This window comes from Shinella sp. WSC3-e, assembly GCF_945994535.1.
Taxonomy (GTDB): Bacteria; Pseudomonadota; Alphaproteobacteria; order Rhizobiales; family Rhizobiaceae; genus Shinella; species Shinella yambaruensis.
This window is the reverse complement of the sequence record NZ_OZ000532.1, coordinates 366,303-386,867: the sequence shown is the minus strand read 5'-3', so window position 1 is coordinate 386,867 and position 20,565 is coordinate 366,303. Positions and strand designations below refer to the sequence as shown.

Genomic DNA, 20,565 nt, shown 5'->3' with positions numbered 1-20,565 from the left:
TCACTGTCTCGCGGGCGCGAAGCCGGAAATCGCCTGGCGCGCGAACAGCTCCTCGAAGCTGGGGATGCGGCCGATGCGCTCGATGTTGCGGGCGGACTGGTGGAGGATCCAGCCATAGGTACCGGGGCTGTCGATGGCGCGCGTGTTGCGGCCCTTCAGCGCCTGGCGGTAGTCGTCGAGGCGTTTTGCGGCGACCATCACTGCCAAGGCTTCGTCGTCATAATCCGCGATGGCGTCGCGCGCGTAGCGGGCGAGCTTCTGCATCAGGGAGAAATCCTCCGTCAGCAAGAGGTTGCGCACGGCCTTCTCCACGGCGGGATCGGACGGGCCGCGCGCGCCCGGCACGCGGGCAAGGGCAATCGACTGCGCCATGCTGAGCACCGTGTAGTTGTTGAGAAGCGCGAACATGCCCTCCGTATCGGTCTCGCCATAGCCCGGCACGGCGCCGTTGAGGATCGCCCTGCGGTCGCGATAGGCGAGCTTGAACTTGCGCACCTGATGGGCGGCGAGCGCCGTGGAGAGTTCCTCGACGAGGTCCTTGCGGCTCTTCGCCTTCAGGATGGCGTCGCTGTCCTGGTAGAGCAGCAAGGCGCGCGGCAGGCCGTAGACGAAATTGTGCTTCTCGCTCTCCCAGTTTTCGAGGAGCCAGCGCGCCTTGCGGGAGCCCGTTGCCGCCAGGTGCCATTCCAGCAGCAGGCGCACGGTGTCCGCATGCACGGCCGCCATCGGTTCCGTCTCGTCGCCGATCGAGCCGAGCAGGATGGAATCGTGGCTCATCTTCTTCGGCAGGTCGCCATAGGGGTCGTACTGGTAGACGAAGCCGCCGCTCATGCCATTGCCGAAACCCTTGCCGAAGGTGCCGAGGTTGAGCACCGCGCCGTTCGTCATGTATTCGCAGCAGAAATCGCCGACGCCTTCGACCACCGCCGTCGCGCCGGAATTGCGCACGGCGAAGCGGTCGCCGGCCTGGCCCTCGACGAAGAGCCGCCCGCCCGTCGCGCCGAACAGCGCAAAGTTGCCGACCAGCACGTTGCCGCCCGCCTCGTCCGAGCCGCCGCCCGGCGAGCGTACGGCGATGACGCCGCCATTGGCGCTCTTGCCGACGCCGTCGTTGCAGGTGCCGGTATGGGTCAGCGCCATGCCGTCGTTGCAGAAGGCGCCGAAGGACTGGCCGGCCGAACCCGAGGTGGCGATGCGCACGCTGCCGGCATCGAGGAAGCGGCGGCCCCGGTCGTCCTGGCGGACGGCGGGAAGGTGCCGCGCCTGTTCTCCGGTCAGTTCGTGGTTGAGCAGGCGTTCGATGTCGATGGCGAGCTGGCCGCCGACCGTCTTGTTGCAATTGTTGAGATGGCGGTTGCCGCCAAGCTCCACGTCGGCGCGCCGGCCGTCGACGAGGGCGGAGCGCACCAGTTCGATGAAGTTGTCGTCGACGGCGAAATCCTTCTCCATGTAGACGGGATCGGCGATCTTCACCTCCTCGACGACGGCGAGCATGGCGCGCAGGTCAAGCTGCCCGACGCTCGCGGGGTGGTCGAGGAGATGAAGGAGATCGCTGCGGCCGCGCGCCTCGCGCAGTGACGACAGGCCGAGCGCGGCGAGGATTTCCCGCGTCTCGTGCGCGATGTTGAGGAGATATTGCGCCAGCGCCCGCGGATCGCCGTCGAAGACCTCCGGATTGGTGGTGAGGCCGGCGGGGCACTTGATGTTGCAGTTCTTCGCCATCACGCATTTCAGCATCATCAGTGCAGTGGTGCCGAATTCGAAGCTGTCGCCGCCGAGCAGCGCCGACTTGACGACGTCGCTCGCCGTCTGGTGCGCGCCGGAGCAGCGCAGCAGCACCTTCTGGCGCAGGCCGTTGGCGCAAAGCGCCTGATGCACCTCGGCGATGCCGATCTCCGCGGCGCGGCCGGTATATTTGAGGCTGGTGACGGCGGCGGCCCCCGTGCCGCCAGTATTGCCGGCGACATTGATGACGTCCGCGCCCGCCTTGGCGACGCCGACGGCGATGGTGCCGATGCCCTCGGAGGAGACGAGCTTGACGATGACGCGCACCCTTGCGGCCTTGCAGTCGTGGATGAGCTGGGCGAGGTCCTCGATCGAATAGGTGTCGTGGTGCGGTGGCGGGGAGACGAGCTCGACGCCGGGTGTGCCGCCGCGGGCCGCGGCGATCTCCACCGTCACCTTCTGGGCGGGCAGCTGGCCGCCTTCGCCGGGCTTGGCGCCCTGGCCGATCTTGATCTCCAGCTCCTCCAGCATGGGATCGGCGAGGTAGCCGGCCCAGATGCCGAAGCGACCGGAGGCGAACTGCTTGATGCGCGAGGCGCGGATGGTGCCGTAGCGCGAAATGTGCTCGCCGCCCTCGCCGGAATTCGACATGCCGCCGACCATGTTGGTGCCGTGCGCGACAGCCTCGTGGGCGTTTGCCACCAGCGCGCCGTGGCTCATCGCGCCGGAGGCAAGCAGCGGGGTGATCTCGCTCGCCGGCTGTACGCTTTCGAGCGGGATGCTGTCCGGCGCGGTGCGGATGAGCGCGAGATAATTTCGCGCCTCGCCGTCCGCCTGCACCATCAGCGCGCCGCCCTCCAGCCAATGGCCGAGGATATCGCCGCCGAAGCGCATGACGAGCGACTGGCCGAGCGCTGCCAGCCGCGCCAATTCGCCGCCGGTGAGGGTGAGGCGGAACGTATCGCCGGCAAGGGTTTCACAGGCAAGGCCACGCACCAAGAAACTGTTGTTGCCCTTGCGCGAGAAGCGGCCCATCTCCTTGCGGAAATCCTCTGCCGACGAGAGGTAGGTGACGTCAGCCGGCAGCGCGAGCACGTCACGCAGGGCAGCGGGGCGACGGGCGCGCTCCTCGGTCATCTGGCGGATGAAGGTGCGGTAGCCGGGGGTGATGGCGAAGCGGTCTATCGCTTCCGGCGTCAGCTTTTCGTAGCCGTTGTTGCGGTAGGCCGCGTCATCGAGGCCGAAGGCGTCGTCCAGCCGGTTGAGCGTCAGGAGGCGCAGGAACGGGTCGTCGTCCTCCTGCCGGCTTTCGAAGCCGATCTTCTCCTCCGTCATGTCGACGAAGCCGCGCACGGCCGCGGTGCCGAAGGAGTGGCCCGCGCCCTCCGCGCGCTCCTTGAAGAGGCCGAGCAGGGGAATGTCGTCCTCGCGCGTCACCGTCAAGGCCTTCGCGTGCCAGTCGGCGACGGCGGCGGCGATCACCTTGAAGTTCACGCCGCCGACGGGCGTCTTCACATTGGGGAAGTAGCGCTTCAGCACGCGGTCGCCGGTGTCGAGGAAGTTCGGCTCGAAGAACTCGCCGCCGATATAGCTTTCGGCGGTGCAGAGGCCGACCTTGCCCATGGTCTTCATCAGCGCCTTTTCCGCCGCCTTGGCGAAGCGCTTGAAGGCCTTGTCGGCCTCGCCCCCGAACTTCTCCTCGGCGCGGAACTGCACGCCGAGCGGATAGACCGCCGACGCGCCGAAGCCGAGCACGGCGGCGACATGGTGCGAGGAGGCGATCTGCCCGCTTTCGACGACAAGCGACAGCCGGAGGCGCAGGCCTTCCTCGATGAGCTTCTGGTTGACGGCGGATACGACGAGGATCATCGGCAGGGCGGCGCGGGCGCGCGCGACATGCCGGTCGGTGACGACGGCGATGCCGCCCTCTTCCCGGGCGAAGGCCGCGATAGCCTCGCACAGATTATCGATCGCCTTTTCCAGCGCTGCTTCATTGGCGTCGGCATCCTCGAGATCAGGCCTATAGAGCATCTCGAAGCGCTTGACCGGCGTTTCCGCCTGCTCGCGGATGCGCAGCATGTCGAGATGCGTCAGGATCGGGGAGGGCACGACGATCTGGCGCGCGGCCTTCGCGCCGATGTTCGGCTTGGCCCCGAGCGCCACGCGCAGCGTCATGCCGTCCGCCTCGCGGATCGAATCGAGCGGCGGGTTCGTCACCTGCGCGAAGCGCTGCGAGAAGTATTTGGCGACACCGCCTTCCTGGTCGGAGAGCGCGTTGATGGCATTGCCGTAGCCCATGGCGGAAATCTTCTCCGCGCCGGTCTGCAGCATCGGGTCCATCAGGAACTTGAAGCTCTCCTGGTTGAAGGAATAGGCGACGTACCGCTGATGACGCTCGAGGTCGCCGTTGTAGCGAAGCGGCGAACCCTGGGCCTCGGCGGGGATTTCCGGCAGTTCGGCGAGCGTCACGCGCGCCTCGCGCAGGAGCTCGCGATAGGGGCGGCGGGCGGCCAGCATCTCCAGCGCCTCGTTCGTGCCGAAGGCGCGCTTTTGCACATGGTCGTAGCAGAGCATGCCGCCGGCCTCGATGCGGCCGCGACGCAGCACGCTTTCCGGCGGGAAGGCGATCTGGCCGGCCTCCGACATGACGCAGAGATAGTCGGCGGTCTCGACGGTGCGCAGCGGGCGCAGCCCCAGCCGGTCGAGCCGTGCGCCGATAATGTCTCCGTCGCCGAAGATGAGGGCGGCAGGCCCGTCGTTCTTCTCCTCGTAGAGCGAGAAATATTCAAGCATCGCCACGACGTCGGGCGACAGCGTGTCGTCGTTCTCCCAGGCCGGCGGCATCATCGAGACGACGGCGGTGACGAGGTCGAGACCGTCCTCCAACACACGCGCCTGCAAGGTCTGGTCGAACCGGCAGCTGTCCGACTGGCCCTTCGGGCGGATGATCGAGGCGTTCCTAGCGAGCGCGATGGCGGCCTCCGAAAGGCGGTTCTTGCGGTCGGTGTTGAGTTCGCCGTTATGCGCCATCAGCCGGAAGGGCTGGGCCATGGAGGGATGCGGGTCGGTGTTGGTCGAGAACCGCGTGTGGAAATACATGGTGTTGACCGTGTGGTCGGGGTCCACGAGATCACGGAAATAGGGCATCACCTCGTTGGAGTTCAGCCGGCCCTTCAGCACCTGCGTGCGCGCGCTCAGCGAGAGCGGATAGAGGCCGGCGAGCTGCGGCTCGGTATAGGCGCGCGCCTCGATCGCCAGCAGCGCCCTGTGGATGTGGACATCGAATTCCGCCTGGCTCGCCTTTTCGTCATGGCATCCGAAGACCCATTGGCGGATCGGCTGCTGGTGGCGGATCGCCGCCGGGCGGATGGCGCTTTCGTCGATCGGCACGTCGCGGGTTAGCAAGACGGGAAATCCCTGCGCGCAGAAGGCATCCTCGATGATACGCTCACCCTCCAGCCGGAAGACGGGGTCGTTCGGCAGGAAGAAGTTGCCGACGCCGAAGCGCCGCGGCTGAAGGTCGTCCCGGCCCGTCAGCTTGCGGAAGAAGCCGAGGGAGATATCGACGGAAACACCGGCGCCGTCGCCGACGCCTTCGGCCGACGTGCCGCCGCGATGCGGCACGGCGCAAAGCGCCCCGTGGCCCTTCTTCAGGACGTCATGCGTCTGTTTGCCGTCTTTTCGCGTGATGAAACCGACGCCGCAACTGCTCTTCTCTTGCGAGGGATCGTAAAGGCCGAAGGTTTCTTCGCGCGGGTCCAACGTGCATCCTCCTGTCATGATGTGTCAGTGATGCTGACCTATATTAACAGGAGTACTTGAGTCAAGTTTTTGTTCGAAAAATTCGCGATCGGATTGATTGGCGAAATTTTCTGAGCTTTGATGCGCTTGTGGATATGGAAAGGATCGTTCGCCCGTCGATGCTTTTTCCGACCTGAGGGGCGCAGAAGGGCAAAACGCATGTGCGCGAGGAAGACGGGGCCTGCCAGCTATATTCCGGCCTCGCCGTGACGTTTCGGCCTTCGCCGTGAAAGCAACCTTCCCAGAATGAGCCCGGAATAAACGAATAGCGCGCCCGCCTCGGACGTCGGTTTCCGGTATGGGGTCGCAGAGCGTGGATCCCACCTTTTGCGATCCGCTACTGGAAAGATAAAGATCATGCAAAGCGTTTTCCTCGCGGCCACCTTGTCCCTGTGCCCGTTCTTTCTCGATGCGCCTCCGGGACTCTACGGTTATCTCGAGGCCTGCGGCACGATCGTCATTCCGGCGCAATCCGACTTTGCTACTCGCCTTGATGACGGAAAGGCGCGGGCTGGCCTCGACTGCGCCCGCCCGTCGGCTGATGCCGCAGGTGAACGCAGGGGGCATGCATGCAAGCGCCGGATCGGCGTCCACTCCGACACGGCGGAGCTGCGGCCGGCCGACAGGGAAAAGGATGTAATCATGGGATTTTGGGATCGGATCAGGCAGCTTGCAGGCGCCGGCATCGGCGTATCGCCTGCCGCCGCACAGGACAAGGCGGCGACCGCGGCAGAGGAGGGCGGCGAGGCGGCGGATGCTGCCTTCGAGCAGTCTTGGCAGAAGCGGGATGCCTTCTGGGCGGGCGTCGGCAGCGTCGAGAAGGATGTGCTCGGCCATCTGATCAGCCCCGGCCTGATGGGCGGTCCGCAATGGCCGACGACCCGCCAGGCCTACAAGGTCGTCCGGCGGGCACATTCCATCGTCATCGCGACGGACGGCCTTTCCGATCCGTTCGAAGATGGCCGTAAGGGCAATGGCTTCGGCATGGAGCTTTTCGTCGAGACGGCGGACATCCTGCCGGCCCATGCAGGCCGGCCCGGGGATATTTCAAGGCTTTCCGAAAGCTGGGCCTTCGAGCTCGTCAGCCATGTCGCCGGCACGGTGGCAAGGGTCGGCGGCATCTCCGCCCAGCTCGACCAGTATGGCGTCCTGTCCATGGAGCTCCCCGGCGTCAGCCAATCGCACGCGATCGGAAAGCAGGTACCGGCGCGCTATGTGACGGCCGATGACAGTCTCGGCGTCCTGATCGGGATGCCGGTCGAGGGGTTTTCCACGGCCGTGGAGGGCATGCCGCTTTCCCCGGTGCGCGTGGTGCCGGTGACGATCATCACGGCGGCGGAACTCGAAGCCTTGCGGACGGGCGGTGCCGACGCGCGCCGGGCGTTGGCGGAAGCGCTGGCCAGGCAGGGCCGCCATCACCGGTCCTCGCTGCGCTGAGGCCCCGGCACAGGCCGGGTGAAAGCCGTGTCGGTTCACCGCGCAGGCCTTGGCAGGCGCACCTGCGTCAGCGACTTGACCCGGCCGGGCCGGAGCCCCTTCAGCTGCGTCAGCAGATCCTTGGCGGCGGCGTTGCCATAGGCGCGGCGGCTGATGCCGAAGAGCATGACGCCGGGTTTGCCGCCGGCATCGCTGTAGCGGGCATAGCGGTAGGCGTTCCATTCGACGATGTACTGCCCGTCGGTGTCCTTGCTGCTGACGATGAAGTCGAGCAGCGCCTCGCCGGCCGCCTCGTTCTGGATGACGTCCATGTTGACGAGCGGGTCCGTCGCCTTGCGCTGGTTCAGCATCGTCACCTGGGCGCGCACGGCATCCATGACGGTGATGCCGCTTGTGACGGTTTCGACCAGGATCATCTGGTCGTATCGCTCGGCGCGCTGTCCGTCCGGAAGATATTCCTGCTTGATGTAGGTTGCGGAGGGCTGCGCGCTCCAGGCGAGCTTGTAGGCGTCGCCTTCGAAATCGATAGGGCCCGGTATGCCGAGCACATCGGTGGCCTGGGCAAGGGCGGATGTCGCCGTGAGCACGAGCGCGAGGAGCGCGATGCCGAGATGGCGGGCGGGGCGGCTGATCGAACGGGTGGTTGCCATGATCTGTCTCCTTCCGTCAAAAGCGCAAGGCCGCCGGGTTCATCCGGCGGCCTCGTTTTCTTCAGGCGCTCAATCGGCGTCGCCGGTTCTTGCCTTGGCGCCTTCGGCGGGCACCCTTGCCGCCGCGTTGCCGACCGACGCGGCGAGCAGGGCCTGCGTCGGGTCCGCACCCTTGAAGCCCGCCTGCGCGAGGATCTCGTCGAGGATGGGCTTCTGGGCGGTGAAGCTGAGAAGCTGGCTGCTGAGGTCGCCGACGGCATGCCCCGCACCATCGCCGCCATTGCTGCCGTTGCCCGCCAGCGCACCGGCGAGGCCGCCGGCACTGAAGATGCGGATGTCGGAAATCTTCTCGATCGGCTTCATGGCCTGTTCCAGCGCCTGCGGGATGATGGCGACGCGGGCGCGGGCGAGCTCGAACTCGATGATGCTGGCAGAAAGCGCGTTGCGGGCTTCGTTGAGCGCGCGTTCGGCCTGGGCTTCGGCCTGGCCGAGCTCGATGACACCCGTCGCCTTGATCTTGGCGGCTTCCGCATCGGCCTGGGCCTGGATCTTCGTCGCGGCGGCGAGGTTTTCCGCCGCCTGGCGCTCGGCCTCGGCCTTGACGGTGATGGCGGTCGCCTCCTGTTCGGCGGCCTTGCGCGCATCGAGCACCGCGATGCGCTTGGCGCGCTCGGCGATCTCGACTTCCCGTGCCGTCGCCACCTGTTCCTCGGCGGTGATGGCGGCGGCCTTCGCCTCGTCGGCCTTGGCGCGGGCGGCCTGTTCCTGCTCGCTCTTCTCGGCGACGGCGATGGCGGCGTCGATGCGGGCCGTCTCCGTCACGCGGCGGGCTTCCGCCTCGCGCTCGGCGATGCCGCGCTCGGCATCGATGCGAGCGGTCTCGCGGGCCTGGCGCGCCTGGGAGTCGCGTTCGGCAATGCCCTTTTCGGTGTCGAGCCGGGCGGTTTCCTCGCTGAGGCGGGCAAGCTGCTCGGCCTTGGCCGCTTCCGCGCGCGTCTCGGCGGTCTTGTTGGCGATGTCGCGTTCCTGCGTCAGCTCGGCGTCGCGCTGCTCGCGCTCGATGGTGAGGCGGCGCAGCGTGGCTTCGCGGTCCTTGGTGGCGATCTCCACCTCGTTGTCGCGGACGATCTGGTTGCGCTCGCGCTTGCGCTCCTCGGTGATCTTGGTGAGTGCGGTCAGGCCTTCGGCGTCGAAACTGTTGTTCGGGTTGAAATGCTTGATATCCGTCTGGTCGAGGCGGGTCAGCGACACCGATTCCAGTTCGAGGCCGTTCGATTGCAGGTCGTGCGCAACGGCGGCCTGCACGGATTTGACGAATTCGGCGCGCTGCTCCTGCAGGTCGCGCAGCGACATGGTGGCGGCGACCGAACGCAGGCCGTCGACGAACTTCGCCTCGACGAGCGTCTTCAGCGCATCGGCGTCGTTCGTGCGGTCGCCGAGCGTCTGGGCGGCGAGGGCGATGTTCTCCGAATCCGGCTTCACGCGGACATAGAACTCCGCGGTGATGTCGGCGCGCATGCGGTCCTTGGTGATCAGCGATTCGTTTTCGGCGCGCTTGACCTCGAGCCGCAGCGTGCTGAGCGACACCCAGGAATAGGAGTGGAAGATCGGCAGGATGACCGATCCGCCGTCGAGCACGACCTTCTTGCCGCCGAGGCCGGTGCGCACATAGGCCTTGTCGCGCGTGGCGCGGGTGTAGAGCGAGGTCATGATGATGCCGATGACGACGATAGCCGTCACGATGACCCCGGCGATGATTCCTACCGAAAGGAAGTCCATGATCGTTTACCCTCCGTTGTTGGGATAGTGGCCGTCTTCGAGCACCGCCGGGGCGGGAATGGCCTGGAAGAGGCCGTCCTTGCCATCGACGATGAGCACGGACGCGCCCGTCTCGATCACATGCCCCGGCACGGCCCGGGCACGCAGCGTATGGATGTTGTCGTAGCGGTCCTTGATCCGCACCGTGCCGGGATGGCCCTGGTCGAGCGGCCCGAGCGTCACCGTCCCGACGAGACCGATGAAATCGGCCTGTTCCTGCACGCTGGTCTCGTCGCGCGGGATGATCCGCGCCAGACCGCGGGACGACCAGCGGGTGACGGGGATGGCGACGGCGAGCGCGCCGGTGACGGCGGCATAGAGCGGCAGCGGATCGCGGAACTGCGAGATGACCGCCTGCAGGGCAAAGCCGGTCGCCGAGAAGGCGGAAAGCAGGATGACGGCGAGAACGAGGATCGGCACGCCGCCGGCGTTGAGCCAGGACATCCACCCGCCGAGAAGGCCCGATTCCGCGTCACCCGGCCCGTTGAAGTCGAGGCCGTCGTCGATCAGCCCGGAGGCGGAGGCGCCGAGCAGCACCGAGACCAGTTCGACGATGCCGAGGCCCGCCACCGTCAGGAGCGCGATCCAGAAGGGAGCGGTGCCCGGGTGGACGATGGAATCCATCAGCGCTCACCGTGCTTGAAGGCGGCAAGGCGCGCCTCGATCGCCTTCTGGCGCTGCAGGCGCCCCAGTTCCTCGACCTCCGCCGTGCCGTCCATGGCCGGCTTGGAAGGCACGCCGGTGACGCGCTCGACGGCTTCGAGCGCATCGGCAAGGCGCCGGTCGTTGCGCTGGGACGGGGTGGCGGCCGGCGGGGCGGCGCGCTCGGCGCGCCGTGCATCCTCCAGCCGCTTCATCGCGTCGGCGCGGGCCGAGGCGATGCTGCGCAGCGTCGCCTCGGCATCGGCGATCTCGCCGGCATTCTCCAGGATGGCCTTGGACAGCGCGTCGCGCTGGGCTTCGAGGTCGATCTGGACGCCGGTGGCGGCGCGGGCGAGGTCTTCGCGGCCGCTTTCCAGCCCGACCTTGATCTTCTCGTCGAGGTCGCGGATCTCCGCGTCGAGGTCGTCGGCCTTGGCCTTCAGCCGGTGGCCGGCGGCCATGGCGACGCCGAGCGCCGCGCGGGCTTCCTCGGCGATCGCGCCGATCTCGCGGACGGCCTGCTGCGCCACGGCGACCGGGTTCGATGCCTCGGCGGCATCGACCGCAGTGTTGACGACGCCGGCGATGACGCGCCCGAGACGGGCGAGGATACCTTCGTTGGACATGGAAGCCTCCTTCTTCGAATGGATGCCGGCCTGGATGCCGGCATAGAGACAGATGGACGACCCGGCAAAGACGAGCCGCGCTTCGGCAAAATCCACCCAGCCCTCGCGATAGCCGCTCGCCGCGTAGGGCAGCACGATGCGGCCGCCGAGCGTCGCGATGCTCACGCTGTCCGGGCCCTTGACGGCGAATAGCTTGGAATCGAGCGGAATGTCCGCGACGATTTCCCCCGGCTTGCGGCGGCCGTGGTCGCGCAGCGCAAGCGTGACGAGGCGGGCGGGAAGACCCGTCGCCGCGCGGATTTCTTCATAGGCCGCCTGGTGCAGCGCCACGACATTGGCGCCCTTGGTCCGGTCCAGGATCGCCATGGCCTGCTGATAGGCCTCCAGCGTCTCGGACAGCGCCTGGCGCATGTCCGGGGTGGGCTGAAGGACGAGCCTGAGGCTGGATGTGAACTTCGTTGCCATGGTTAAATATATAAAGCACTTCATTGGTGCTTTCAAGGCCAAATTTTAAGCGACTGCCTATTCAACGGATGAGGCCGGCAGACTCTTCGGTTGGCCGACTGTCGTTTTTCGCGAAACGCGTGTTGCGCACGAAAGGCGCGGTGCCATCTTGCGCGGCCGCCGGCCGCCTGCGAGGCTCGTCCGGTCCTGCAATTGTCGGGAGCGAGGGGATGGGCCGTTTCGTCGATATCGCTGTCTTTCGCGCGCATCGCTTCAGCCTGGGGCGGGACGCGGAAACGGGTGCCCTTTACCTTTCAACGCCCGTCAGCGGTTTCAACCGCGCCGCGGAATACGAGGCCTATTTCCGCATCAGCGCCGAAGCGTTCGAGCGGTTTCGCGCCGACCCTGATACGGCCGAGGCGTTCCTGGAGGCCTGCCGGAACCATGAGCATGAAGACCGGCGGCTGGCTTGACCGGCCGGCAGGGCCGTCAAAAGCGAAGACCGGCATGCGTTTCGGCCTTGAATTTGAAATAAGCCGGTTATGTTGATCGTCTTATCTGGGTCGCGCCCGTGACCGGTCAGGCCGTTCGATATCGTCAAGAAGTGTCTTCATGCAGATTTTCCCCCGTTCCTTCCGCATTGGTCTCTCCCTCGTCTTTCTCGTCTTCCTCGCCGCGCCCGCATTCGCGCAAGCTCCGACGCAGGCGGCCATCGCGCGCTCCGACGTCATCGCGGCGGAGATGAAGGCGCTTGCCGAAGGCGGCGACCTGGAAGGCGCACGCCGCAAGGCGGAGGCGGCGAGCGCCCGGTTCAAGGCGGAGGGAGAAGCCTGGCTTGCGGCAAGCTATGCGGTCTCGGCTGTCGACTATGCGATGCGCGTGGGCGATGCGGCGCGTGTCGATGCCGATTACTATCCGCGCATGGGGGAGCTGCTCGCAACGCTCGAGCCGGTCGAGGAGACCCGGGCCAATCTCCTGCTCGAACTCCTGATGGACGCGAAGGGCCGGCTCGGCGACAAGGACCGGCAGGATGCGCTGGCGGAGCTTTATGAGGAGCGGATCCGCAAGGCCCACGGCAAGGACAGCGCCGAGGACATCGACGCCCGGGTGCGCACCGCCTACAGCCTGCTGGAGAGCCAGCGCCTGGAGGACGGCCGCAGGCGGCTGCGCGCCGCGCTGGCCGCCTCGGCGAAGACGGAGCTGCATGCCGTGACGCTGCGGCACTATACGCAGGCGGTGCGCAGCTTCCAGGCGAGCGGACTCAACGACGACGCGGCGGCGCTCTTGCGGGAAGCGGAGCAGACGCCCGCCGTCCGCGCCGAGGTGAAGGAGCTTGCCGACTTCTACCTCGCCTATGCGGAGTTCCGCAGCGCGGTGCCCGACAGCCAGCAGCATTTCGTGCCGCTCTATTCGATGGCGACCAATCTCTATGCCCGCTTCTACGGCCATGAGTCTCCGGAACTGATCCACGCGACCGACAAGCTGGCGAGCGCGCTGTCGGATGTCGGGCAATATGGCACGGCGATCGACCTCGAACGGCGCAATTACGAGATCGCGCAGAAATCGCTCGGCGACGACGACACCGTCACCTGGCGCATCGCCAACAACCTCGCCGACATGCTGCGCGGCATGGGCTCGCCCTCGCGGGCGCTGGAATATGACCTGAAGGTGCTGGAGAACCGTACCCGTCACTACGGCCGGAACCATTTCAACACGCTGGTGAGCGCCAACAACACCGCGCAGAACTATCTCGATCTCGGCAACTATGCCGAGGCACGCCGCTATTTCGCGCTGTGCCTGGAAATATCCCGGGCACTCGGCGATCCCGTGACGATTGCCGGCATGGAGGCCTGGCTCGCCTATACCGACCTGATCTCGGGCGCCCGGCCGATGGATGCGGCGGCGGTCGGGCGCGTCGAGGCGCTCGTCACCGATTCCAACTATCCGGCGATCCTCAGCATGAAGGCGGCCTATCTGCTGGCGGATCATTTCGCCAGGGCGGGCAATGCGGAACGGCAGATCAAGCATCTGCAGCAGGCCTACAGCATCGCCGCGGGCGAGATGAGCACCGGTCATCCGCTCGCCTTTGCCGGGCGCATCGCCATCGCCAATGCGAAGGCCGCGACGGATGCGGCCACGGCCGCCGGGGAATTCGCCGGCATCGACCAGGACATGCTGCGCTGGGTGCATCTGCAGGTCTCGGTGGCCGGCGGGCGGGAGGTCGGCGAGGCGGTGCGCGCCATGGCCGACGGCATGCTCTATGACTATGCGCGCTTTGCCGAACAACACCCGTCCGCCGTGCCGGCCTTTGCGGATGCCGCCCGGCGCTGGCCCTCGCTTGCCACCGCCGATGCGGACAACGCGCTGAAACTTGCCCGTTTGATCGATCGCTCGGATAGCGAGACCGCCCGCCTGCTCGACCGCATCACACGCCTGTCGCGCATCGCCCGCGAGATCTTCGCCGCCGATGTCGAGCAGGATCTCGCCTATGCCTATCTCTCCGACACCAAGGCGCTGGAGCAGCAGCTGCACGAGCGCATCGTCGCGCGCTATCGGCTGGATCGCGAGACGATCCTGAACCAGCCGTTGCCGACCCCGGGGGACCTCTTGGGCGCGGACCAGGCGCTCGTCCAGTATTTCACGACCCGCAAATGGCGGGTGGACCGAGAGAGCGCCGATCCGGTCGCGGATGCGCGGCTCTACGCCATCGTCTGGCGCAAGGACGCGGCGCCGATCCTGCGGGCGCTCGGCGATCCGCGCAGGCTGCTGGCGGGCGGCGATGACATGGTGGCGGCGCTCCAGACGCGTGACCGCAGTGCTGACGAGGGCAGGGGGCTGCTGGTCCAGGCGAGCAAGCGCGCCTTCGCGCGGCTGCATGACGCGCTGATTACGCCGATCGATGCCGACATCGCCGGCGCCGGGACCGTCTTCATCGTGCCGGACGGGCAATTGTTCGCCTTGCCCTTCTCCCTTCTCGAGGACCGGGCCGGCACGCTGCTCGAAGAGCGTTTCACGCTCAGGCTCCTGACCGAGCCGGAAGCGCTCTACCGGGCCGTGGAGGATCGTGCGCTGCCGTCCGACGGCCGGATCGTGCTGGCGGGCGGCATCGACTATGCGAAGGGCGAGGAGGCGGGCGCCATGCCGCTGCCGGGAACGCTGCGCGAGGTGGAGGCGATCGGCAAGATCCTGTCCGGTCCGGGCCTGAAGATCGAGACCCTTTCCGGTGAGGCCGTCGGCGAGGCGGCGCTGCGCGAGCGCATGGCGGGGGCGACCGTCGCCCATCTGGCGACGCACGGCGCCTATGGCAGCGCGAAGAACGGCGGGGCCAGCAATGTCGATACGCTGTGGCAGAGCGAGGTCATCCTCGCCCGGTCGGGCGATACGCACGCCATGCGCCGCGACGAGAAGGACGGGCGGCTCTACGCCTTCGAGCTGATGGGCTGGGATCTCTCCGGTCTCGACCTGCTGGTGCTGTCGGCCTGCGAAACCGGCCGCGGCGACGAGGCCTTCGTGGGGGGACTGCGCGGCCTGCCGACCGCGGCGAACCTTGCCGGCGCCAGGCGCTCCCTCCTGACGCTCTGGCCCGTCGCCGACGATGGCACCGCCGATTTCATGGTGCGCTTCTACGAGCACCTGAAGGACGGGCAGGCCTATGCCGAAGCGCTGCGCAGCACCCGTCGCGACGCTATCGAAGGCCGCATCCCCGCGGCCCGGGATCCGCTTGTCTGGGCCGCCTTCGTGCTGTTCGAAAACTGATGGCGGCGGATGCCGCTTGGTCTATCTGGCTCCCGAGCGGAACCGGGCGTGGCGAGCCGCATCCACCCGGCAGTCATGTCTCCTTGCGGACAAAGCTGGCATTGCCGAGGCCGGTGCCGATCGTCACGGCGGCCCACCGCTTCACATCCGCCATGCGCGGCACCTCCGACAGGCCCTGCACCACCGCGTCGTTGTGCATGATGACGAAGGTCGGCTGGTCGGCGATCTCGGGGATTGCCTTGCGCAGGGCTTCGGGAAGATTGAAGTGCGTGCTTTCCCAGTTGCCGCCCGGCAGGTTCTGTCCGCCCCGCGCGATCGATCCGTCGGCAGCGATGACGCCTGGGCAGCCGATGCCGATGACGGGCGCCAGCGCGAGCTCGGCCTTCTTCGCCTTGGCGATGAGCGTTTCGATCATGCGCACGAGATATTCGATGGTCGCGGTGCGGCGGGGCTCGTCGTCGGCATGGCGCCATAGCTCCGATTTCCACACCCTGGCCTTGGAAAAATCCGGCTTGTCGTCGAGGTTGAGCTTGATGACGCCCGCGCGGATGTTGGTGCCGCCGATGTCGACGGCGAGGATCGCGTCGTGGCCCTTCAGCATCCAGGAGGGAATGAGGTGCACGGCGCCGAGCAGCCCGGCCTCGTCCGGATGATGGGCGATCGGCACGATCTCCACCTTCAGGCCCTCGGCCTTGAGCCGGATCTGGGCACGGGCGATCGCCATGAGGCCCGCCTGGCTATCCTTGAAGCCGCCGCCGACCACGATCCGTTCCGTGCCCTTCCAGGTTTCCTCCTTGAGGTAGCGGGCAAGAATGTCCGTGAAATCCGCTGCGAAGTCGTCGACCGCCGCGCGCACCAGGGATGCGGCCTCCGTCTCCTGTTCCTTGAGCAGCGCATCGACCTCCTTCTTGGAGAGCCCGTCCGTCGGCACGTCGCCGAGAGGATCCGGTCCGCCCGCGCGAACCCGTTTCCGCCACGCCTCGATGGCATCGCGGAAGGCGGATTTGTTGGCCTTGTCGCCAATGAAGCCTTCCTTGTCGCGCAATTCGAGATTGTAGCTGGTCACCTCGACGGCCGGCAGATCATCGGCCCCGTGAGTGACGGGGGCGTTGTTCTCTTCCGTTCGCTGCGCCTTCTTCTGCTGCTTGCCCATGTCGTCTCCTCTGCCCGATGCGAGGACACAATGCGCCGGAGAAAAACTTGTTCCTGGCGAGACTTCGCCGTCAGCCCTTGCCGCCCGGCCGGAGCGAACTACTTGCTTGCCGATGAACAAACAGGACAAATTGCGGCCGTCGGACGCCGCAACCCGCCATCTCGTCCGGCGACTTGTCGACGAACCGGAGCGCTGGGCGCTCTTCCTCGACATCGACGGAACGTTGCTCGACCTTGCGGCGACGCCGGATGCCATCCAGGTCCCCCTTTCGCTTCCGGCGACCCTCGATGCGGTTTCCGCCCGCCTTGGCGGTGCGCTGGCACTGGTCACGGGGCGCAGCCTTCCCTTCGCAGACGGGTTGTTCGCGCCTTTCCGCTTTCCCATCGCCGGCCTGCACGGCGCGGAATTCAGGGGGACGGACGGAGCGACCTCGGTTGTCTCGGTGACGCCCGCCTTCGCCGCGCTGAAGCAGCGCCTGGCCGAGCGGACGGCCTGGATGGAGGGCGTGCTGATCGAGGACAAGGGCGCCGCCGTCGCAGCCCATTACCGGCTGGCGCCCGCCTATGACACGGCGCTCGAGAAGATCATGCGGGACTTTGCCGAGGAGGCAGGCCCCGCCTGGGTGCTGCAGCCCGGCAAGATGGTCTTCGAGATCCGCCCCGCGCGCGCCGACAAGGGAGAGGCCGTCGCCACCTATCTGGAGCAGCCCGCCTTTGCGGGACGCCTGCCGATCGCGATCGGCGACGACCTGACGGACGAGACCATGTTCGCGCTGGCCAATGCCCGTGGCGGCCAGTCGATCCGCGTCGGTTCGCTCGCCACGGCCACCTGCGCCCTCGCCAAGGCGTCGTCACCATCGGCCATCCGCTCGGCGCTGGCCACGATCGCCGCTGCGGGCGACCGGAAGGCGACGGCGGCGTCCTGAGCGGGATGCATCATGCCATTCCGTCGCGGCTGGGATAGGCTCATCCGCCCTGTCGGTCAGGCGGCGGCCGCCTGCTGGTCCTTGAGGAAGGCCGAGATGCGCTTCAACCCTTCCTCCAGCACGGTGCCGTTGTTGGTGAAGCCGATCCGCACATAACCCTCCATGTCCATGGCGCTGCCGGGCGTCAGCATCACGCCGGTGCGCGCCAGCAGGTCTTCGCAGAACGCCACGGAGGACATCGGCAGATGGTATTTCAAGAGCGCGGTTGTGCCGGATTTCGGCTTGATCCAGGAGATCAGCGGCTCGCCGTCGACCCAGGCCGAGAGCGTGGCAAGGTTGGTGCGGGTGATGGCACGGCTGCGGGCGAGGATCTTGTCGCGGTTCTCCAGCGCGATGGCGGCGAAGTGGTCGTCCAGCATGCCGACGCTGATCGTGTTGTAGTCGCGATGGATCGAGACCGCGTGCAGCAGCTCGACCGGGCCGGCGATCCAGCCGAGGCGCAGGCCGGCGAGCGCGAAGGTTTTCGACATGCTGGCGGTGCTGATGCCCTTCTCGTAGAGGTCGGCGATCGAGGCGGTCATGCCGTCGCCCTCCTGGTCCGTGCCGCGGTAGACCTCGTCGCAGAGGATCCAGGCGCCGGCGCCGCGGGCGATCTCGACGATCTTCTCCAGATAGGCGCGGTCCATCAGCGCGCCGGTCGGGTTGTTGGGGTTGTTGATGGCGATGAGCTTCGTGCCCGCTGTCGCCAACCGCCTCAGCTCTTCCAGGTCGGGCAGGAAGCCGGTCGCTTCCGTCAGCCGGAGGATCTGCACGTCGGCGCCGATGCTTTCGGGGATGGAATAGTGCTGCTGGTAGGTCGGCAGCACCGAGATGACGCGGTCGCCCGGCTCGACGAGCGTGCCGTGCACCAGCGCGTTCGCGCCGATCGCGCCATGCGTGATGACGACGTTTTCCATCGCCTGCTTCTCGTAGAGGCCGGCGACCAGCTTGCGCAGGCGCTCGCTGCCTTCGATCGCGCCATAGGTCAGCTTCATCGGCAGAAGCTCGGAGAGGATCGTGTCGGTCTTGCCCGCCATCTCCAGGAGTTCGGCGACGGTGAGGGATTCGACGCAGGTCTCGGCGATGTTCAGCTCGCAGTTGTTCTCGTAGCGGTTCATCCAGATTTCAACGCCGAAATCGCGAATTTTCATGGGCAACTCCTTTGATGTCCCGGCCGGGAACGCGCGGTGGAAATCTGTCGAATGATGAAGGCTGCTATGCTGCAAGGAGTTTATGAGCAGTATACTGCACAGTCAAGGGTACGGTGCTGCTGGGTGCCCGCCGGCAATGTTTCGTGCTGCGATGCATCGACGGCGACGCGGATATCCTCGCCATCACCGTCGCGTCACGCTCTTCGATGAGACTTGGCGGCGGCGGGCAGGCGCGTCCGGATTTAATCGTTCATCAGCCGCAGGGCATCGGGAAGGCCCGGCATGGCGGTGCCTGCACCCTTGCGCGTGACGGTGACGGCGCCGAAGGCATTGGCAAGCCGGCAGCAGTCGTGGCCGCCGATGCCCGTCAGGCGGCCATGGATGTGGCCGGCGGCGAAGGCGTCGCCCGCGCCGGTCGTGTCCACCACGGCGACGGGGAACCAGGGGGCGCTTTCGGCGCCCCCGCGCTGGCAGAGCCTCGATACTGCACCGTCCCCCTTGAGCGCGATGCGTCGCACGCCACCCGCCAGCAGCGCGGCGAGCATCGGCTCAAGGTCGCTCCCCTGCGGCCGATGCAGGAGGCGGGGAAGGTCGGCGCCGTCGAGCAGGATCGTGTCCAGCTTCGGCAGAAGGTTCAGCACCGTGCCGGCGATCGTCGAGGCGACGCCGCCGGGCACGTCGAGGCTGACGGGGATGTCCCGCGCCGCCGCGATGTCGATGGCGCGGCGTGCCGCCTGCGATTGCGGGGTCTGCAGCAGCGCGTAGCCGGAGAGATGGAACAGCGCGGCGCCCTCGAACGCCGCCTCCGCCACGCCGTTAGGCGCCAGCTGCGCATTGGCGCCGCGATAGGCGAACATAGTGCGCTCGCCGCCGGCGCTTACCGTCACCACGTTGATCTGCGTTGGCTCCGCCGGGTCCTCGCCGATGTAGCGGGTGGTGACGCCGGCCCCGGCAAGGTCCGAAAGCGCCTGCCGGCCCCAGGCATCCGCGCCGATGCGGCCGATCAGGCGTGCCTCGTGGCCAGAGCGGGCAAGGGCGATGGCAGTGTTGGTCGCCGAGCCGCCGAGGGCCACCGTCTGGCGCGTGGCGATGCCTTCCCCGCCCTCCGGCGGGTAGAAGGGAATATCGAGCACGAGGTCGATATTGACATCGCCGAGCAGGACGACCGCGGCCATCGGACCGGCCTCACAGATCGATGTGCATCTGCTCGATGGCCTGGTCCACGTCGGCGATGATGTCGTCGATATGCTCGATGCCGACCGAGAAGCGCACCAGGCCGTCGACCACGCCCATCGCCTCGCGCTCCTGGCTCGGAATATCGAGGAAGGCCATGGTGGCGGGAACCTGCGTGGTGGTACGAAGGCCGCCGAGGCTGGCGGCGAAGGAGCACAGCTTCAGCCGCTTGAGCAGGCGCGCGCCGGAGGCTTCGTCGGCGACCTGGAAGGACAGCATCGCCCCGCCGCCCTGCAATTGCTCGCTCGCCGAAGCATAGTTCGGGTGCGAGGGCAGGCCGGGGTAGAAGACGCGCTTGACGCGCGGATGGGCTTCGAGGTGCTTTGCCAGCGCCAGCGCGTTGGCGCACTGTTTTTCGAGGCGCAGCGAAAGCGTCTGCGCGCCGCGCAGCAGGAGCCAGGCATTGAAGGGCGAGAGCGGCGCGCCGAGCTTGTTCAGCGTGTTCCAGCGCACGTCCTCCAGCCAGTCGGCCGGCAGGATGTCGGATTTCAGCGTGATGACGCCGCCGACGGCATCGTTGTGGCCGCCGATGAATTTCGTGGCGCTTTCCACCACGACGTCGACGCCGAATTCATGCGGGCGGCAGACGGCGGGAGAGGCGAAGGTGTTGTCGCAGATGACGACGATGCCGCGGGCGTGCGCGATCTCGACCAGTTCCTTGAGCGGCGGCACCTTCATCGTCGGGTTGGCGATGGCCTCGACATACAAGACCTTGGTCTCGTCGGTGAAGGCGTTCTCGACGGCGCGCACGTCGGTGCAGTCGACGAGGCTGACCTTCAGGCCGAAATCCTTCGCGCGGTGGTCGAAGAATTCATGCGTCGAGGAATAGGTGGTGAGGTCGGCGACGATATGGTCGCCCGCCTTCATGATGCCGAAGAGCGCGTGCGAGATGGCCGCCATGCCGGAGGCGGTGGCAAGGCAGGCGGTGCCGCCGGTCAGCTGTGCGATATGCTCCTCCAGCTTGTATTCGGTCGGGTTGCCGCAGCGCGAGTAGATGTTCACTTCCTTGCGGGCGCCTGCCACGATCTGGTCGTAGATGTCGCCGGCATACTGGAAGTTCGCCGACATGTAGATCGGATAGCTGATCGATTGGGAATGTTCCTCCGGCTCGTAGAAGACGGCGCGGCTGGCGAACTGGTAGTCCTTGGCAGACATGGTTTTACTC

General features: G+C 66.9%; 13 protein-coding genes. 4 read left to right on the top strand and 9 right to left on the bottom strand.

All coding sequences use genetic code 11. The features are described 5' to 3' along the window. Positions 1-5,487, bottom strand: coding sequence for a glutamate synthase-related protein (locus AABF56_RS28480; RefSeq protein ID WP_272808413.1), 5,487 nt, complete (start codon positions 5,485-5,487; stop codon positions 1-3). A gap of 681 nt (positions 5,488-6,168) precedes the next feature. On the opposite strand from AABF56_RS28480, the gene AABF56_RS28475 reads away from it, so the two are divergent. Then, complete coding sequence (locus tag AABF56_RS28475; protein ID WP_272808412.1) at positions 6,169-6,963, top strand: suppressor of fused domain protein; 795 nt, start codon at positions 6,169-6,171, stop codon at positions 6,961-6,963. 35 nt (positions 6,964-6,998) lie between these two features. On the opposite strand, the gene AABF56_RS28470 is transcribed toward AABF56_RS28475, so the two are convergent. The 4 genes from AABF56_RS28470 to AABF56_RS28455 form a co-directional block, all read right to left on the bottom strand. Continuing rightward, entirely contained in the window at positions 6,999-7,613 is a 615-nt protein-coding gene (locus AABF56_RS28470) for a hypothetical protein (protein WP_272808411.1), read from the bottom strand. Between the two features lie 69 nt (positions 7,614-7,682). Then, entirely contained in the window at positions 7,683-9,392 is a 1,710-nt protein-coding gene (locus AABF56_RS28465) for a flotillin family protein (protein WP_272808410.1), read from the bottom strand. A 6-nt stretch (positions 9,393-9,398) separates the two neighbouring features. Further along, positions 9,399-10,055, bottom strand: coding sequence for an OB-fold-containig protein (locus AABF56_RS28460; protein WP_244770125.1), 657 nt, complete (start codon positions 10,053-10,055; stop codon positions 9,399-9,401). Next, a complete protein-coding gene (locus AABF56_RS28455) occupies positions 10,055-11,164 on the bottom strand; it encodes a PspA/IM30 family protein (RefSeq protein ID WP_272808409.1) in 1,110 nt (369 codons plus the stop codon). The genes AABF56_RS28460 and AABF56_RS28455 overlap by 1 nt, the downstream gene beginning before the upstream one ends. 209 nt (positions 11,165-11,373) lie before the next feature. Between AABF56_RS28455 and AABF56_RS28450 the strand changes: the two genes are divergently transcribed. Continuing rightward, entirely contained in the window at positions 11,374-11,616 is a 243-nt protein-coding gene (locus AABF56_RS28450; protein WP_272808408.1) for a hypothetical protein, read from the top strand. Between the two features lie 139 nt (positions 11,617-11,755). Continuing rightward, on the top strand, positions 11,756-14,899 hold the full coding sequence (locus tag AABF56_RS28445) for a CHAT domain-containing tetratricopeptide repeat protein (RefSeq protein ID WP_272808407.1): 3,144 nt from the start codon (positions 11,756-11,758) through the stop codon (positions 14,897-14,899). Between the two features lie 73 nt (positions 14,900-14,972). Here the strand turns inward: AABF56_RS28445 and AABF56_RS28440 are convergent, their stop codons facing one another. Further along, positions 14,973-16,052 carry an ROK family protein gene (locus AABF56_RS28440; RefSeq protein WP_272808406.1) on the bottom strand — a complete coding sequence of 360 codons (1,080 nt, stop codon included), beginning with the start codon at positions 16,050-16,052 and terminating at the stop codon, positions 14,973-14,975. Positions 16,053-16,164: 112 nt separating this feature from the next. Between AABF56_RS28440 and otsB the strand changes: the two genes are divergently transcribed. Further along, complete coding sequence (gene otsB, locus AABF56_RS28435; protein WP_272808405.1) at positions 16,165-16,977, top strand: trehalose-phosphatase; 813 nt, start codon at positions 16,165-16,167, stop codon at positions 16,975-16,977. 56 nt (positions 16,978-17,033) lie between these two features. Here otsB and AABF56_RS28430 read toward each other — a convergent pair whose 3' ends face one another. From AABF56_RS28430 to AABF56_RS28420, 3 genes are all read right to left on the bottom strand, one after another. Beyond that, on the bottom strand, positions 17,034-18,167 hold the full coding sequence (locus AABF56_RS28430) for an aminotransferase (RefSeq protein WP_272808404.1): 1,134 nt from the start codon (positions 18,165-18,167) through the stop codon (positions 17,034-17,036). 242 nt (positions 18,168-18,409) lie between these two features. Then, positions 18,410-19,342, bottom strand: coding sequence for a carbohydrate kinase family protein (locus tag AABF56_RS28425; RefSeq protein ID WP_272808403.1), 933 nt, complete (start codon positions 19,340-19,342; stop codon positions 18,410-18,412). Between the two features lie 10 nt (positions 19,343-19,352). Then, positions 19,353-20,555: a trans-sulfuration enzyme family protein gene (locus AABF56_RS28420; protein WP_272808402.1), complete on the bottom strand. Its 1,203-nt coding sequence runs from the start codon at positions 20,553-20,555 to the stop codon at positions 19,353-19,355. Positions 20,556-20,565: the final 10 nt, after the last annotated feature.

Excerpts from the sequence above, each read along its gene's own strand:
- AABF56_RS28475 (WP_272808412.1), top strand. The coding sequence starts at position 6,169 with ATGGGATTTTGGGATCGGATCAGGCAGCTTGCAGGCGCCGGCATCGGC.
- AABF56_RS28470 (WP_272808411.1), bottom strand. The coding sequence starts at position 7,613 with ATGGCAACCACCCGTTCGATCAGCCGCCCCGCCCGCCATCTCGGCATC.
- AABF56_RS28465 (WP_272808410.1), bottom strand. The coding sequence starts at position 9,392 with ATGGACTTCCTTTCGGTAGGAATCATCGCCGGGGTCATCGTGACGGCT.
- AABF56_RS28460 (WP_244770125.1), bottom strand. The coding sequence starts at position 10,055 with ATGGATTCCATCGTCCACCCGGGCACCGCTCCCTTCTGGATCGCGCTC.
- AABF56_RS28455 (WP_272808409.1), bottom strand. The coding sequence starts at position 11,164 with ATGGCAACGAAGTTCACATCCAGCCTCAGGCTCGTCCTTCAGCCCACC.
- AABF56_RS28450 (WP_272808408.1), top strand. The coding sequence starts at position 11,374 with ATGGGCCGTTTCGTCGATATCGCTGTCTTTCGCGCGCATCGCTTCAGC.
- AABF56_RS28445 (WP_272808407.1), top strand. The coding sequence starts at position 11,756 with ATGCAGATTTTCCCCCGTTCCTTCCGCATTGGTCTCTCCCTCGTCTTT.
- AABF56_RS28440 (WP_272808406.1), bottom strand. The coding sequence starts at position 16,052 with ATGGGCAAGCAGCAGAAGAAGGCGCAGCGAACGGAAGAGAACAACGCC.
- otsB (WP_272808405.1), top strand. The coding sequence starts at position 16,165 with ATGAACAAACAGGACAAATTGCGGCCGTCGGACGCCGCAACCCGCCAT.
- AABF56_RS28430 (WP_272808404.1), bottom strand. The coding sequence starts at position 18,167 with ATGAAAATTCGCGATTTCGGCGTTGAAATCTGGATGAACCGCTACGAG.
- AABF56_RS28425 (WP_272808403.1), bottom strand. The coding sequence starts at position 19,342 with ATGGCCGCGGTCGTCCTGCTCGGCGATGTCAATATCGACCTCGTGCTC.
- AABF56_RS28420 (WP_272808402.1), bottom strand. The coding sequence starts at position 20,555 with ATGTCTGCCAAGGACTACCAGTTCGCCAGCCGCGCCGTCTTCTACGAG.